This is a genomic window from Roseateles sp. P1_C1_2 (assembly GCF_056406535.1).
In genome coordinates this window covers 86757-101525 of sequence record NZ_JBFUAB010000005.1, presented here as the reverse complement: position 1 = coordinate 101525, position 14769 = coordinate 86757, and the positions used below count along the sequence as shown (strand labels likewise).

Genomic DNA, 14769 nt, shown 5'->3' with positions numbered 1-14769 from the left:
CGACATGAGCAACCTGTCCATCATCCTCATCTGCCTCGGCGTGGCCGTCGCCCTGCTGCTGGCCTATGCCTCGACCCGCCCCGACGAATTCCGTGTCGAGCGCCGCCTGCGCATCGCGGCGTCGGCTGACAAGGTCTGGCCCCTCATCAGCGAGCTGCGTTCCTTCAACCGCTGGAATCCCTATGAGCGCAAGGACCCGCTGATCAAGAGCGCCTACAGCGGCGCCGCGAGCGGCATCGGCTCCCGCTACGACTGGGACAGCAAGGAGGTCGGCAGCGGCAGCCTGGAGATCACCAGCCAGCAGCCCGGCCGCGTCGTGCAGATGAAGCTGGATTTCGTGAAGCCCTTCGAGGCCCACAACCAGGCCGAGTTCGCGCTGCAACCCACCGCCGACGGCGCCACCGAGGTGCGCTGGACGATGAACGGCCCGGCCAACTTCATCAGCAAGTTGATGGGCGTCTTCATCAACATGGACAGGATGGTGGGTCGCGACTTCGAAGATGGCCTGCAGAACCTGCGCCAGATCGCGGAGGCCACGTCATGAAGGACTTGCAGTTCGGCATCGACATCGCAGCGCCGGCCGCACGGGTCTGGGACTGCATGTTCGACCCCCTCGCCTATCGCGACTGGACCAGCGCCTTCGCCGAGGGTTCCTACTTCGAAGGCCACTGGGCCGCGGGCCGCCGGCTGCGCTTCCTGGATCCGCGCGGCTTCGGCATGGAGGCGGTTGTCGACGAGAGCCGGCTGCATGAGGAGTTGTCGCTGCGCCTGGTCGGCGAGATCAAGGACGGCCGACCCGTGGCCGACAGTGCGCTGCACAGCGAGCCGGCCCGGGAACGCTATGTCTTCCAGGCCACGCCCGCCGGCGGGACGCACCTTGTCGTGCACCTGCAGAGCTGGGACGACGGCTTCACCGATTTCCTGCAGACGACCTGGCCCCAGGCCCTGCAACGCCTCAAGGCCCTGTCCGAATCCATCCACTGAAGGGACAAATCATGCAGATCAAGATCACCAGCGTCATGGTCGATGACCAGGACAAGGCCCTGGCCTTCTACACGGACAAGCTGGGCTTCACCAAGATGGCCGACATCCCGATGGGTCCGACCTACCGCTGGCTGACGGTGGTGTCGCCCGATGGCATTGCCGGCGTCGAGCTGGCTTTGGAGCCGATGGGCTTTGCGCCGGCCAAGGTCTACCAGAAGGCCCTGTTTGACGCCAACATCCCCGCCACTGCCTTCGTGACCACCGACGTCGAGGCCGAGGCCGAGAAGCTGCGCGACCGCGGCGTCGTCGTGCGCGGCGAGCCGGTCAACATGGGCCCCATCAAGGCCGTCATGTTCGAGGACAGCTGCGGCAACCTCATCCACCTCGTCCAACCTTTGTGAGCATCGCCATGCACAAGCAGATCTACGTCAACATGCCGGTCAAGGACCTGGCCAAGAGCAAGGCCTTCTTCGAGGCCGTGGGCTACCGCTTCAACCCGCAGTTCACCAACGACAAGGGCGCGGGCATGGAGCTGGGCGAAAACCTCTACGCCATGCTGCTGGCGGAGGACTTCGCGCGGACCTTCACCCCCAAGGCCTTCCCGGATGCCAAGACGGCGACCACCGGCTGGGTCTGCCTCAGCTGCGAAAGCCGCGAGGAAGTCGATGCCCTCGTTGCCAAGGCCAAGGCCGCCGGCGGCAACATTCCGAGCGAGGCACAGGACCACGGCTTCATGTACGGCCATAGCTTCGAGGACCTGGACGGTCACCACTGGGAACTCGTCCACATGACCGGCATGCCGCCGCAACAGTAAGGAGATCACCATGCAGATTCAACACAAGATCCAACCCTTCATCTGGTTCGAGAAGGGCGCCGAAGACGCGGTGGCGCATTACTCGAAGGTATTCGGCGCCGACCAGGTCCGTGTCATCGACACCCAGCGCTGGGGCGAGAACGCGCCCGGCGCGGCCGGCACGGTCATGATCGTCAACTTCGAGCTGTTCGGTGTGCGGATGACGGTCTTCAACGGCGGCTCCTATTTCAAGCTCAACGAGTCCTTCTCGCTGACCGTCGTCTGCGAAGACCAGGCCGAGATCGACAAGCTTTGGGAGCAACTGCCCGCCAACGGCGGCGCGCCCTCGCAATGCGGCTGGGTCAAGGACGCCTGGGGCCTGTCCTGGCAGATCATCCCGGCGGCCTGGTTCGACATGGTCCGCGACCCCGATCCGGCCCGCGTGCAGCGCGTCTTCCAGGCCGTCTGGAAGATGCAGAAGATCGACCTCGCCGCGCTGAAGCGCGCTTACGACGGCACTTGAGCCGTGAGCCATGCTGAACTTGCCGCCGGCGTCTGGCGCATCGAGCGCAGCCGCCTCGTCGGCGCCGCGGCCAAGCTGCTGCGCGACCTCGACGAAGCCGAGGACTGCGCCCAGGACGCCCTCATCGCCGCCATGGAGACCTGGCCGCGCGACGGCCAGCCCACCAACCCTGCCGCCTGGCTGATGACCGCCACCCGCAACAAGGCCCTGGACCGGCTGCGCCGCCGCGCCATGCTGGAGCGCGAGCACGAACACCTCGCGGCCGACGATGAAGCCGCCGGCACCCATGTCGTGCCCGATTTCGTCGACCACCTCGACGCCGCCCGCGACCAGGCCGAGATCGGTGACGAGCTGCTGCGCCTGATTTTCATCGCCTGCCATCCGGTGCTGCCGCGCGAGGCCCAGGTGGCGTTGACGCTGCGCCTGCTCGGCGGCCTGGAGACGGCCGAGATCGCGCGTGCCTTCCTGCAGCCCGAGGCCACGGTAGCCCAGCGCATCGTGCGTGCCAAGAAGGCCCTCAATGGCCAGGCCTACGAGCTACCCGGTCCCGAGGAGCGCGAGCAGCGCCTGGGCGCCGTGCTGGCCGTCGTCTACCTGATCTTCAACGAGGGCCACAGCGCCGGCAGCGGTGCCAGCCTGCTGCGGCCCGCCCTTTGCGACGAAGCCCTGCGGCTGGTGCGCCAGCTGCAGCATCTGCTGCCCGGCGATGCCGAGGTGCACGGCCTGGCCGCGCTGCTGGAGATCCAGGCCTCGCGCCTGCCCGCGCGGCTGGACGCGCAGGGCCGGCCCGTGCTGCTGCCCGACCAGGACCGCCGCCGCTGGGACCAGCTGCTGATCCGCCGCGGCCTGACCGCCCTCGAGCGCGCACTGAGCCTGGGCGAGCCCGGCCCCTATTCACTGCAGGCGGCGATCGCGGCCTGCCATGCGCGCGCGGCGCGGGCCGAGGACACCGACTGGCACGCCATCGTCGGCGGCTACGACCGCCTGCTCGCGCTCAACCCCTCGCCCGTCGTGGCGCTGAACCGTGCAGTGGCCATCAGCTTCGCCGACGGGCCCGCGCTTGCATGGCCGCTGCTGCAGACGCTGGCGGCCGAGCCGCAGCTGCAGCGCTACCCCTTCCTGGCTGGCGCGCAGGCCGACGTGCTGGAGCGCCTGGGCCGCGCCGGCGAGGCACGTGAGGCCTATCTGCGCGCGGCTGAATTGACGGACAACGACATGCAGCGCGAGTTGCTGACCGCAAGGGCCAGGCGACTCGCGAATTGAAGGGTGCGCCCCCGTCTGCGCGCGGACGCTTCGCCCACGGCAAAACGCGCCGAGCCGCGCAGCTCGCCGTCACCTCCGGTTGAATCCGCGGGGGGGCCGGTCTCGTGGCGAGACCGGCGGGTGGCTTTATTTGCGCTTGATGAACTTCACCGCGACCAGCACGCCGAGGGCGAGTGCCACCAGCGGCCAACTGGCGGGCTCCGGCACCGGGCAGGGGGCGGCGCCTGACGCGCCGCAGCCGGGTGGCGCGACCTGAGCTTCGGCCAGCAGGGGCGCCAGGGTGAGGCAAGCGACGGCCAGGCGGGCCGCGAGGGGAGCCAGTGTTCTCATGGGTCACTCCTTGTCCGGAATCCCTCCGGTGCCCAGAGCTTGGGCGCCGCGACCCTGGGTTGCAATCCAGGGTTGTCCTGCAAACCGGTGGCAAACCCCTGGATCGGGGGAGGTGTCGGTACCGAGGTACGAAGGCGGTTTCTTTGCGCCGCGGCGACCGGCCTTGCAGGATGATGGCTCCATGTTGCGCCGCTGCCTTGCCCGATGGGCTGCCTGCCTGCTGCCATGGGCCGGCCTGGCCGGCGCGGCGCCCATCGCGGAGCCGGTGCGCCTGATCGTCAGCCCCGCGGCGTCGGTACGCGGCAACGAGATTGCCGATGCCGCCATCGCGCTGGTCATGCGCCATGCCGGCCTGAGCTACACGTTGGCGCGCGAGCCGGTCGGCCGGGCGCTGGCCAGCTTCACGGCCGGCCTCTACGACGCCGACATGCTGCGCATGCCGCTGTTCGGCCAGGTCGTGCCCGGCGCGATCCGTGTCGACCCGCATCTGCTCAGCACCACCATCATGGCCTTCAGCCTCTCGCCGGCGCTGGCCCCCACCTCCTGGGCGGAGCTGGGCAGCTTGAGCGTGGCCCATGTGCGCGGCATCAAGGCCATCGAGCTGACGCTGGCCGGCCGCAGCGGTGTCGAGGTCACGAGCAGCGCCGAGGCCTGCCTGGGCATGGTGGCGGTGCAGCGCGTCGACCTCTGTCTGCTGAACGTCGAGCGCGACTACGGCCCGCCGACCAAGGTCAACGGCGTGGCCCTGCACCGCAGCGTGCTGGCGCGCGTCAATCTGCATGTCTGGGTTGCGCCGGGCCAGCAGGCACTGGCGCAGCGGCTGTCGGTCGCGATGAAGGCGGCCGTGGCCAGTGGCGAACTGGCCCGCATCGCGGGCGGCAACCGTCAGCCCTGACGCGGGTTCAGGACTCGCCGCCGCTGAAGCGCGTATCCGGCAACTGCAGCAGGTTGCGCAGCTGCAGCCGTGTCGATGGCCAGACTGTCAGCGGCGGGTTGACGGAGTCGAGGTGGGCCTCGCGGGCGGCACCCAGGCCCTGGCGGTGGGCCAGTTCGACGAAGGCCTGCGTGRCATCGCGCGGCAGCGCCTGGGCGTAGAGGAAGCCTTGACCCAGGTCGCAGCCCAGCTCGGCCAGCACCTGCTGCTGTTCGGCCGTCTCGATGCCTTCGGCCACCGTGTGCAGGCCCAGGGCGTGGGCGAGTTCGTGGATGGCCGAGACGATGGCACGCGCCGTCGGGCCGGCGCGCGGGTGGTCGAGGTCGGCGATGAAGGCGCGGTCGATCTTGAGCAGGTCCAGCGGCAGGCGGCGCAGATAGGCCAGCGACGAGAAGCCGGTGCCGAAGTCGTCCAGCGCGATGCGCACGCCCAGCGCGCGCAGCCGGGTCAGCAGGTCGATGGCGTGCTGGGCGTCCTTCAGCAGCGCCGATTCGGTCAGCTCGATCTCCAGGCGGTCGGCGGGCAGGCCGCTGCGCTCCAGCGCCTCCAGCACATGCAGCTCGATGGGGCTGCGCTCGAACTGCAGCGCCGACACATTGACGGCCACGCGCAACTCGCCCGGCCAGCGCGCGGCGTCGCGGCAGGATCTCAGCAGGGCCCAGGCGCCGATGGCAATGATGAGTCCGCTGTCTTCGGCCAGCGGGATGAAGACGGCCGGCGGCACGAGGCCGCGGGTGGGGTGGCGCCAGCGCATCAGCGCCTCGAAGCCGAGCAGCTTGCCGGTGGCGAGCTCGATCTGCGGCTGGTAGTGCATCTCCAATTGACCCTCGTCCAGCGCCAGGCGCAGGTCGGCCAGCAGCGCGAGGCGGTCCTGGGCTTCCTGCTGCAGGGCCGGTTCGTAGAGCACGAGGCGGTCGCGCCCGGCGGCCTTGGCGGCGAACAGGGCCAGGTCGGCCGCGCGCAGCAGCGGGTCGGCCGCCTGGGCGTGGCGCGGTGCGCAGGCCGCGCCGATGCTGACACGCACATCGATCTCGTGGCCGGCGATGGCCACCGGCACGCGCAGCGCCGAGCGCAACTGCTTGCCCAGGCGCTGCGTCGCTTCGGGGCTGAGCTCGCCGCGCAGCAGCACCGCGAATTCGTCGGCGCCCAGGCGTGCGACGAGGTCGCCGTTGCCGCGCCGGGCGGCGAGGCTGTCGCGCAGCCGCTCGCCCACGGCGGCGAGCAGGTGGTCGCCGGCGGCATGGCCGAGGCTGTCGTTGACCTGCTTGAAGCAGTCCAGGTCGAGCAACAGCACCGTGCAGGGCGAGACCGGTCCGCCGCCACCGAGATACAGGGCCAGGCGGCGGTGGAACTGGTGGCGGTTGGCCAGGCCGGTGACGGTGTCCTGGTCGGTCAGGCGCAGCAGTTCGCGCTCGCGCGCACGCACCTCGCTGACGTCGCTGCCCACGCCGCGCCAGCCGCCGTCGCCTTCCAGTCGCCGCCCGCTCAGCGCCCACCAGACGTCTTCGCCGCCGACCTGCAGATGCAGGGCGTGATCGCTCAGCGGCTCGGCCCCCAGCAGGGCGTCGCCCAGGCGATCCAGGCGCTGCTGGGCCTCGGCGTTGTTGGCGGGCAGGTGGCGGGCCAGCAGCGCCAGCAGCGGCTCGCCGATGAGATCTTGTGCCGATCGGCCCAGGCGCTCGGCCATGCGCTGCGACACATGGCGCAGCCGGCCGTCGTGGCCCAGCTCCCACAGCCAGTCGCTGGCATGGTGTTCGAAGTCGCGCAGCAGCAGCGACACGGTCAGCCGGTCGCGCGCGGCCTCGTGCTGGGCGTGCCGGCCCAGCAGGAAGAGGCGGGCGTTCAGCAGGGTCGCCATGCACAGCACGATGGCGTAGAGCGGCAGCAGCGGCAGCAGGCCGTTCATCCAGGGCAGGGGCAGCAGCGCGATGCCGACGCTCAGCGTGCCACAGGCGCCCAGCACCCAGGCGATGGCCACGACGGGCAGCAGCGCGAACATCCAGGCGGCGGCTGCGATGGCGCCCGCAGCCGTGGCGACCAGGGGGGCGTGCAGGTTCGGCTGCACCTGCTGGGCGACCTGCAGCATCAGCACCACGTCCAGCACGCCGCCGATGAACAGGTCCAGGGCCAGCAGCAGCCCGGCCCGGATGCCGCGCGGCGGTGCGTCGGGCGCGCGTTGGTGGCGCTCATGCCACCACAGCACGAAATTGAAGCCGTTGAGGGCCACCAGTCCGATCAGCGCGGGCCCGAGATGGGCCAGCTCGGCACGTTCGTCCAGCGACACCAGCAGCAGGCCGATGGCGATGGCCGTGGCCACGACCGAAGCGGGCAACTGGTCGACGACGGCCCGCCATTGATCACCGCGCAGCCGCGCCGCTTCCGCGGCGTCGCCCGGCACCTTCCAGGCGGCGTCGATCAGCCGCCTGAAGTCCGCCAGCGGTCGCCAGCCGGGCGCAGCAGGCAGGACGAAAGGGGGCAGGGGCTCGGCCATGGCGAACCCATCCTAGGCGGGGGCAAGCTCGCGCGGTTGTGACGCAATGCCTAAGAAATGACTTATTCCAATGTGATTTTTGACGTCGGCGCCGTCAGCGCGAAGCCGTGTTCTCGCGCAGCATGCGCTGCATCAGCGTGAAGAAGCGGTCGTAGAACTCGCCGGCGGGAATCGTCTCGGATGCGACCTTGACGAGGGCGTCGTCGCTGGACGACAGCGGCACCGAGATGGATCCCAACGCGCTGACGCCCAGGCTGGCGGCCTGGTTGCTCTTCTTCAGCGCGTAGCGGTCCTGCTGTGCACTGACATAGGCGGTGGCGATCTGCTGCTTGGGGCCGTCACCGACGCAGACGACGTTGAAGGCGATCTCGACATGCACCTCGCCCGCGGGCTGGAAATGCTTGGCGCCCTGCACGACGCCGCTGGCCGCCTTGCTGATGACATAGCCCTGGCTGAGCAAGGCGCGCCGGGCCGCCTCGCAGGTGTCCTCGACATTGGCATCGAACAGCCGCGAGAAAGTCTCCTCGGCGGCAAAGCTCTCGCCCTGGTAGACCGACTTCTCGGGTTTGGTCGACCGCGAAGGCAGACCGCTGCAGCCGGCCAGCAGCAGGGCCARCAGTGCGGGCAGGGCAAGGAAGAGGAGGCGAGGCATGGGGGGATTATTCCGTTGTCGGCGGCAGCGAGGGGGTGATGGCCGGCAACGCGGCGCCCACGGCCCGCGATGACAGGGGTTTCAGAGCGCCGCCATCAGGCCCGCCAGCCAGCCGCTGGCCGTCGCCGGGCGCCACACCAGATGGACCTGCTCCACGCACTCGTAGGGGCAGTCGGGCACCGTCAGGCGCACCAGGTCGGGTGCTTCAGCGAGGGCGAAATCGGGCAGATAGGCCAGGGCCTGGCCGCTGCGCACCAGGCTGATCAGCAACTGCAGGTCGTCCAGCCAGAAGCGGATGCGCCGCGGCAGGCGGTCGTCGCGCCAGCCGTCGGCGCGGCTGCCGCGCTCCAGGCCGCAGAACATCGAGCGCTGGGGGCAGGCGAAGTCGTGTTGCAGCACCTCGGCCATCGGCACTTCACTGCGGCCGGCCAGCGGGTGGCCGGTGCTGGCGGCGAGTTGCATGCGGATCTCGCCAAGCCGCAGGGCCTGCAGGCCGGCGGGCAGCGCGGCCTCCAGTGCGACACCGGTGACCAGGGCCAGGTCGCCCTCGCCGCGGGCCAATGCCGCCAGGGCGGCGTCCTCGAACAAAGTCACGAAGGCAAGCCCGGAGCCCGGCAGCCGCGCTGCAATAGCGGCACCGAATCCCCACTGCAGCACGGCCGGCGCCAGCAAACGGCAATGTGAGCGCAGGCTCACACCACGAAATTCGGCCTCCGTCTGATCGGCCAGAGTGGTCAGGGCCAGCGCGCGCTCACACAGGCGCTCGCCGGCGGCGTTCAGGCGTATGGCCTTGCCGATGCGGTCGAAGACGGGCGTGGCCAGCGAGGTTTCCAGCCGCTTGACGGCCTTGGACAGGGCCGACGGCGTCTGGTGCAACTCATCGGCCGCCGCGCGCAGATTGGCGTGGCGGGCGATGACGAGGAAGCTGCGCAGATCGGCGATGTCCATGGATTCGTGTCTTGCTGGGCATCGATTGTCGACTTTGTTTTGCTTCACGAGAAACGTCCAGGGGAGAAGAATCGCCGCCATGGACGCCTTCATCGACAACCGCCAGTGGCTCTACCGCCGCCATCCCGAGGGCCTGGTCGGCCCCGAGCATTACGAACTGGTCACCACGCCGCTGGCCACCGCGCTGTCGGCCGGTGAGGTGCTGGTGGAGGCGCGCTGGTGGTCGGTGGATCCGTATATGCGCATCAACCAGTCGCTCAAGCCGACCTACAACGAACTGCCGCATGCGCTGGACACGGTGCAGACGGCCGGCGTCGTCGCCCGCGTACTGGCGTCTTCAGTGCCGACGCTGGTGGAAGGCGATTGGGTCGAAGGCATGCTGGGCTGGCAGACCCATGCGCGCGTCCACCACTCGGTGCTGCGCAAGCTCGACCCGGCGCTGGCGCCGCCGTCCACGGCCATCGGCGTGCTGGGTATGCCGGGCCGCACGGCCTGGTTCGGGCTGATGGAATCGGGAGTTCCGAAGGCGGGCGAGGTCGTCGTCGTCTCCGGCGCGGCGGGGGCGGTGGGTTCGCTGGTCGCGCAATTCGCACTGAGGAATGGCTGCCGCGTGCTCGGCATTGCCGGCGGCGCGGCCAAGTGCGAGTGGCTGCGTGACCAGCTGGGCCTGACCTGGGCGGTGGACTACAAGGCGCATGCCGATACCGAGTCGCTCGCGAACGAGATCAAGGCGCTGACGGGCGGCGTGGACGTCTATTTCGACAATGTCGGCGGCTGGATCACCGACGCCGTCATTCCGCTGATCAACCGCCGCGCCCGCATCGTCATCTGCGGCGCCATCAGCCAGTACTCGGGCGGCCTGGACGCGCCCGAACTGGGGCCGCGATTCCTGCACCACATGCTCTACCAGCGCGCCACCATCCAGGGCATGCTGGCCCGCGACTACCTCCACCGCATGGACGAGATGCTGCGCATCGTCGGGCCCATGGTGCAGCGGGGCGAGATCGTCTTCGCGGAGACCGTCGTCAAGGGCTTCGAGAAGCTGCCCGCGACGCTGCAGAGCCTGTTCACCAGTGACCACCGCGGCAAGCTCATCGTGGAGGCCGCCGAATGAAGCGCCGCGCACTGTTGACCCTGGCGGCCTTGCCCCTGCTGGCTCGCGCCGAAGAGACCGCTGAATCCGCTTTCGGCGGCCACGGCATGGCCGTCTTCGGCGGCCGCGAGGGCCTGTATGCCTCGCACCTGCCGATGTTCCACACGCCGCACGACAGCCAGGTGCTGCTGCGCTTCCACCTGGCCGATGGGGCCGCCGACAAGGCGCTGCGCGAGACCTTGGCGCGCAAACCCGGGCTGTGGACCTTCGACCCCGAGACCTTCGACCTGCTGCGCTTCACGCCGGGCCACACCAAGCCCTTGCGCGACTTCAAGGCACGCTTCTTCGAGGGCCACTTCGAGCGTGGCGGCAAGCCGCAGGCGGCCGATCAACGCGTCGTTGTCGATGAGGTGCTGCTGTTCCGCCGCCTCAGCACCGCCGAGCGCGAGGCCCCGAACGGGCGCTACCGATTGATCGGCAAGGGCAGCGAGTGGTTCGCCTTCAAGATCATCGATCGCCGGCCGGACTTCGACCACATCGTGCGCCTGCAATCGCCGGAGGTGAAGGGCGAGGTCGACGTGACGCTTCAGGGCATCGCTAGGCCTAACGCGGCCGTGCAGCGGGCCTTCAAGGCCAAGGGTTTGATCGAGATCTATTTCGAGACCGACGACCTGCGCTGAGAATCGCCTCCACCCCAGGAGGCTTCAATGGACAACCCCAGCGTCACCCTGACCCAGCGTCAGGGCTATCAGTTCGAACACCGTTACTCGCCGGACATCCCGGTGCTGCTGTCTGACGAGCCCGTGCCCTTCGGTACCGGTCTCGGTCCCGACCCCGTCGAGCTGCTGGCCTCGGCCGTGGGCAACTGCCTCAGCGCTTCGCTGTGGTTCGCCTGCCAGAAGTACAAGGATGACCCCTCGCCGCTGCGCACCGAGGTCAAGGCGAGCGTGGGCCGCAACGAGCGTGGGCGCAACCGCGTACAGGGGCTCGAGGTGGACCTGCACCTGGGCAAGCCGGCGGGTGAGCTCGGCCACATCCAGCGCGTGCTCGACACCTTCGAGGACTACTGCACCGTCACGCAGAGCGTCGCGCCGGCGATTCCCGTGACGCTGCGGGTGCTGGACAGCACCGGTGCCGTCCTCAAGGGCTGATCAGGCTGGCATCTCCAAGCCGAGCTCTTTCAGGATGGCCTCGCGCAACTGATCCATTTCGGGGCTGATGAGGCGCCGCGGGTGCGGCATGTCCAGCTCGAAACGGGCCTGGATGCGCGTGGGTCGCGGCGACAGCACGAGGATGCGGTCGGCCATGTAGAGGGCCTCGTCGACGTCGTGGGTGATGAGCAGCACCGTATGCTTTTCTTCGGCCAGGATGCGCAGCAGCTCGTTGCGCATGCGCAGATTCATCAGCGCGTCCAGGGCCGAGAAGGGCTCGTCCAGATACAGGATCTCGGGCTTGACGATGAAGGCGCGTGCCAGCTCCACGCGCTTGAGCATGCCGCCCGACAGCTCGTGCGGGTAGGCGCCCTCGAAGCCCTTGAGCCCGACCATGGCGGCGTAGTGATCGGCCAGCTTGACGCGCTCGGCATCGACGCCATGCTCCTGGCCGGTCAGGCCGAACATCAGGTTCTGCTGCACGGTCAGCCAGGGGAAGACCGAGCCGTACTGCGAGATGACGATGCCCTGCGGGCTGGGGCCTGGATGGGGCTTGCCGTCGATGAGCAGCGAACCGCCACCGGGCTTCTCGAAACCGGCCAGGATGTTCATCAGCGTCGACTTGCCGCAGCCCGAGGGGCCGACGATGGCGACGAATTCGCCCTCGGCGACTTCGAAGTCCACGCCCTCGATGACGGGCAGCTGCCCACCCTTGGCGGCCTTGAAGCTCTTGGTCAGGCCCTTGACGGCGATCTTGGGAGTCTTGTTATCTGACATAGCGCCACCGCACTGTTTTGAGTTTCTCGAGGAGGCGTGTGATGCCATCGAGCAGCAGGCCGATGACGCCGATGATGATCATGGCGGCGATGACGAGGTCATAGCGGTTGCCGGCGTTGCGCGAGTCCATGATGAGATAGCCCAGGCCCGAGCGCAGCGCGATCATCTCGGCCGCCACGACCACGAGCCAGGCCACGCCGATGCCGATGCGCATGCCGATGATGATTTCCGGCAGCACGGCCGGGATGACGACGCGGCGGAACAGCACGCCGCGCGTGACGCCGAAGTTGGCCGCCGCGCGCAGATAGCGGCGGTCAATGGTGTGCACGCCCGAGGTCGTCTGCACGATCAGCGGGAAGACCGACGAGATGAAGATCAGGAAGATGGGCGAGGTGTCACCGACGCCGAACCACAGGATGGCCAGCGGGATCCAGGCGATGGGCGAAATGGGCCTCAGCATCTGGAAGATGGGGTTGAAGGTGCGGTAGGCGCCGGCCACCCAGCCCATCCACAGGCCCAGCGGGATGCCCACCAGCATGGCCAGGCCGAAGCCGATGCCCACGCGCATCAGCGACGCGGTGATGTGCTCCCACAGCGTGCCGTCCTGGGCCAGCTCCAGCGTGCCGGTGACGACTTGCCAGGGCGTCGGGAAGATGGGGCTCTCGTTGTGGACGACGATCCACCACCAGAAGCCGATGACGACGGCGATGACGGCCAATGGCGGCCATATCTTGGCCAAGCGTGAGTTCAAGTGACGGTCTCCGTGGAGGTCTTGTTGTTGTTCCAGTGCCGCCAGCGCCATTGCAGCCGCGGCCAGCCGGCCGCGGGCGTGGGCGCGACGACGACGGCCATCTGGCCGCTGGCATGGGCGCTGCAGGCAAAGCTGTAGGTCGAGGCGACCTCGAAGGGCAGGCGAAAGCTCTGGCCCGGCATGATGAGGACGGGGCCGAACTGCTGGGGCACCTCGTCGTGGTTGCGCAGCAGCAGCTGGTCGTTCAGGCCCAGCGTCAGGTGGATGGTGTCGGGCAGGATCTCGACCTTGTCGCCGGCCATGCGGCGGGCATAGGTGCCCTTGGGGATCTCGAACAGCTCGTCGCGTGAGGCCAGCTCAACGGGCGCGAGCGCGGCCCAGGCCAGCGGCGCCAGCGCCACCACCGGCAGCAGCCAAAGCCAGCGTTTCACTTGGCCGCCAGCAGCAGCTGCAGGTCGTGCACGAAGTCCTTGGCCTCGTGGCCATAGGGCATCATGGCCCGCAGCTTGCCCATGCGGTCGATCAGCCAGACCGACGTGGAGTGGTTCATGCCGTAGGCATTGGGCTGTTTGGCGGCGATCTTCTCCGCGACGACGCCATAGCGCTTGCGCATGGCGGCCAGCTTGTCCGGCGTCTCGGTGCCGCCGACAAAGCTCTTGTCGAAGGCTTCGRGGTATTGGCGGATGCGATTCACGTCGTCGCGCTCGGGGTCCACCGTCACATAGACGACCTGCACATCGGCGGCGTCCGAGCCCAGCTGCTTGCGTGCCTGAGCCAGCGTGGCCAGCGTCGTCGGGCAGACCTCGGGGCAGTTCGTGAAGCCGAACACCAGCAGCACCAGCTTGCCCTTGAAGCGGGCGAGATTCAGCGCGGCGCCGTCGCTGCCCTTGAGCGCGAACTCAGGTGCGGCCTGGGCGGGTTCAAAGACACCGGCCTTCAGCCTCTCGGTTGCGGCCAGGGCGGGCAGTGGCAGCGAGGCCAGCAACAGGGCGCGGCGCTTCATATCGCGATGGGCGCCGCCTTGGTCGCCTTGACGAAGCTGTCGTCGACGTATTTCTCGTAGGCGATCGGCTGCTTGATGGTGCCGGCCTCGATGGACAGCTGCATCAGCTCGTCGAATTCGGCACGGATCATGCGTAGGTCGCCGTAGGTGACGCGGTCCGTCGGGTTCTCCATCACGAAGCGCAGGATGTTGGGATCCTGGTTGAAGAACTTGCGGCCGGCGGCGATCTGGATGGCCTTCTCGCGGTTGGCGGCGCCCAGGTCCAGCCAGTTGCCGGCGCCCTGCACATGGTCGACGAGGTTCTGCACCAGCGGCCGGTTGTCCTTGATGAGTTCCTCGCGCACCGTCAGCACGCAGCAGATGTAGTTGCGCCATTCGTCGCGCGTCATGCGCAGCGGCTTGGCATAGCCGGCACGCTGGGCGGCGGCGCCAAAGGGCTCACCGGTGCAGTAGGCGTCCACGGCCTTGGCGAACAGGGCCGCCGGCATGTCGGGCGGCGGCATCTCGACGATCTGGATGTCCTTGGGCGTCATGCCTTCCTGGGCCAGCATCTTGCGCAGGAACAGAAAGTCCACCGCAAAGCGGCTGGGGATGGCGATGCGCTTGCCCGTCAGGTCCTTGAACTTCTTGTAGGGCGAATCGGTGCGCACCATGATGACGGCGCCCGAACGGTGGCCCAGGGACACGACCTTGACCGGGATCTTCTTGTCGGCCAGGTCCATGACCAGGGGCGCCAGCATGTAGGCGGCCTGGATGCCGCCCGTCATCAGCGATTCCTTGATCTCGGGCCAGCCGTTGTATTTGCTGTATTCGAACTGGAGGGCCGAGCTGCCGGCCGTCTTGTTGGACGCCATGCGTGCCGAGCAGGCGATGGGCAACGTCAGATTGCAGGTGACCGGCAGGCCGCCGACGATCAGCGGGCCCGGCGCCGCCGCTGCGGGCAGGCCCAGGGCCGGCAATGCCGTGGCCAGCGCGCCGCGCAGCAGTTGGCGGCGACCAAGGCAGTCAGGGCCGGCGGGTGGGGAATCGGGCAGGTCGGGTGTCATGACGAAGGCTTCAGCACTGTGCCCGCTGGC

At 68.7% G+C, this 14769-nt stretch carries 19 protein-coding genes; 10 read left to right on the top strand and 9 right to left on the bottom strand.

Annotation, left to right across the window (positions count from 1 at the left end):
- Nucleotides 1–4 precede the first annotated feature (4 nt).
- Genes AC1D2H_RS06300 through AC1D2H_RS06275 form a run of 6 tightly spaced genes read left to right on the top strand, consistent with a single transcriptional unit; the run spans nucleotide 5 to nucleotide 3563 of the window.
- Nucleotides 5–544, top strand: coding sequence for an SRPBCC family protein (locus AC1D2H_RS06300; protein ID WP_478010311.1), 540 nt, complete (start codon nucleotides 5–7; stop codon nucleotides 542–544).
- Nucleotides 541–984: an SRPBCC domain-containing protein gene (locus AC1D2H_RS06295; RefSeq protein ID WP_478010310.1), complete on the top strand. Its 444-nt coding sequence runs from the start codon at nucleotides 541–543 to the stop codon at nucleotides 982–984. Before AC1D2H_RS06300 ends, AC1D2H_RS06295 begins: the two co-directional genes overlap by 4 nt.
- A gap of 11 nt (nucleotides 985–995) precedes the next feature.
- Complete coding sequence (locus AC1D2H_RS06290; protein ID WP_478010309.1) at nucleotides 996–1385, top strand: VOC family protein; 390 nt, start codon at nucleotides 996–998, stop codon at nucleotides 1383–1385.
- 8 nt (nucleotides 1386–1393) lie between these two features.
- A complete protein-coding gene (locus tag AC1D2H_RS06285; protein WP_478010308.1) occupies nucleotides 1394–1798 on the top strand; it encodes a VOC family protein in 405 nt (134 codons plus the stop codon).
- A 10-nt stretch (nucleotides 1799–1808) separates the two neighbouring features.
- Nucleotides 1809–2300, top strand: coding sequence for a VOC family protein (locus AC1D2H_RS06280; protein ID WP_477929038.1), 492 nt, complete (start codon nucleotides 1809–1811; stop codon nucleotides 2298–2300).
- Between the two features lie 3 nt (nucleotides 2301–2303).
- The gene (locus tag AC1D2H_RS06275; RefSeq protein ID WP_478010307.1) at nucleotides 2304–3563 is read left to right on the top strand and encodes an RNA polymerase sigma factor; all 1260 of its coding nucleotides are present in this window, start codon (nucleotides 2304–2306) and stop codon (nucleotides 3561–3563) included.
- 126 nt (nucleotides 3564–3689) lie between these two features.
- Here the strand turns inward: AC1D2H_RS06275 and AC1D2H_RS06270 are convergent, their stop codons facing one another.
- Nucleotides 3690–3893: a PEP-CTERM sorting domain-containing protein gene (locus AC1D2H_RS06270; protein ID WP_477929034.1), complete on the bottom strand. Its 204-nt coding sequence runs from the start codon at nucleotides 3891–3893 to the stop codon at nucleotides 3690–3692.
- Between the two features lie 181 nt (nucleotides 3894–4074).
- On the opposite strand from AC1D2H_RS06270, the gene AC1D2H_RS06265 reads away from it, so the two are divergent.
- Complete coding sequence (locus tag AC1D2H_RS06265) at nucleotides 4075–4788, top strand: hypothetical protein (RefSeq protein WP_478010306.1); 714 nt, start codon at nucleotides 4075–4077, stop codon at nucleotides 4786–4788.
- 7 nt (nucleotides 4789–4795) lie between these two features.
- Here the strand turns inward: AC1D2H_RS06265 and AC1D2H_RS06260 are convergent, their stop codons facing one another.
- The 3 genes from AC1D2H_RS06260 to AC1D2H_RS06250 form a co-directional block, all read right to left on the bottom strand.
- Nucleotides 4796–7318, bottom strand: coding sequence for a putative bifunctional diguanylate cyclase/phosphodiesterase (locus AC1D2H_RS06260; protein ID WP_478010305.1), 2523 nt, complete (start codon nucleotides 7316–7318; stop codon nucleotides 4796–4798).
- Between the two features lie 94 nt (nucleotides 7319–7412).
- Complete coding sequence (locus tag AC1D2H_RS06255; protein WP_478010304.1) at nucleotides 7413–7970, bottom strand: DUF2242 domain-containing protein; 558 nt, start codon at nucleotides 7968–7970, stop codon at nucleotides 7413–7415.
- Nucleotides 7971–8051: 81 nt separating this feature from the next.
- Nucleotides 8052–8918: a LysR family transcriptional regulator gene (locus tag AC1D2H_RS06250; protein WP_478010302.1), complete on the bottom strand. Its 867-nt coding sequence runs from the start codon at nucleotides 8916–8918 to the stop codon at nucleotides 8052–8054.
- 79 nt (nucleotides 8919–8997) lie between these two features.
- Between AC1D2H_RS06250 and AC1D2H_RS06245 the strand changes: the two genes are divergently transcribed.
- The 3 genes from AC1D2H_RS06245 to AC1D2H_RS06235 are packed head-to-tail and all read left to right on the top strand — an operon-like array spanning nucleotide 8998 to nucleotide 11162.
- Nucleotides 8998–10032: an NADP-dependent oxidoreductase gene (locus tag AC1D2H_RS06245; RefSeq protein ID WP_478010301.1), complete on the top strand. Its 1035-nt coding sequence runs from the start codon at nucleotides 8998–9000 to the stop codon at nucleotides 10030–10032.
- A complete protein-coding gene (locus AC1D2H_RS06240) occupies nucleotides 10029–10691 on the top strand; it encodes a hypothetical protein (RefSeq protein WP_478010300.1) in 663 nt (220 codons plus the stop codon). Before AC1D2H_RS06245 ends, AC1D2H_RS06240 begins: the two co-directional genes overlap by 4 nt.
- A gap of 27 nt (nucleotides 10692–10718) precedes the next feature.
- Entirely contained in the window at nucleotides 10719–11162 is a 444-nt protein-coding gene (locus tag AC1D2H_RS06235) for an OsmC family protein (protein WP_477929020.1), read from the top strand.
- Here the strand turns inward: AC1D2H_RS06235 and AC1D2H_RS06230 are convergent, their stop codons facing one another.
- The 5 genes from AC1D2H_RS06230 to AC1D2H_RS06210 are packed head-to-tail and all read right to left on the bottom strand — an operon-like array spanning nucleotide 11163 to nucleotide 14739.
- Nucleotides 11163–11939, bottom strand: a complete 777-nt coding sequence (locus tag AC1D2H_RS06230; RefSeq protein ID WP_478010299.1) for an ABC transporter ATP-binding protein — start codon at nucleotides 11937–11939, stop codon at nucleotides 11163–11165.
- The gene (locus AC1D2H_RS06225) at nucleotides 11929–12690 is read right to left on the bottom strand and encodes an ABC transporter permease (protein WP_478010298.1); all 762 of its coding nucleotides are present in this window, start codon (nucleotides 12688–12690) and stop codon (nucleotides 11929–11931) included. The genes AC1D2H_RS06230 and AC1D2H_RS06225 overlap by 11 nt, the downstream gene beginning before the upstream one ends.
- The gene (locus tag AC1D2H_RS06220; RefSeq protein WP_478010297.1) at nucleotides 12687–13121 is read right to left on the bottom strand and encodes a cupredoxin domain-containing protein; all 435 of its coding nucleotides are present in this window, start codon (nucleotides 13119–13121) and stop codon (nucleotides 12687–12689) included. The genes AC1D2H_RS06225 and AC1D2H_RS06220 overlap by 4 nt, the downstream gene beginning before the upstream one ends.
- On the bottom strand, nucleotides 13118–13693 hold the full coding sequence (locus tag AC1D2H_RS06215; protein ID WP_478010296.1) for an SCO family protein: 576 nt from the start codon (nucleotides 13691–13693) through the stop codon (nucleotides 13118–13120). The genes AC1D2H_RS06220 and AC1D2H_RS06215 overlap by 4 nt, the downstream gene beginning before the upstream one ends.
- Nucleotides 13690–14739 carry an ABC transporter substrate-binding protein gene (locus tag AC1D2H_RS06210; RefSeq protein WP_478010295.1) on the bottom strand — a complete coding sequence of 350 codons (1050 nt, stop codon included), beginning with the start codon at nucleotides 14737–14739 and terminating at the stop codon, nucleotides 13690–13692. Before AC1D2H_RS06210 ends, AC1D2H_RS06215 begins: the two co-directional genes overlap by 4 nt.
- Nucleotides 14740–14769: the final 30 nt, after the last annotated feature.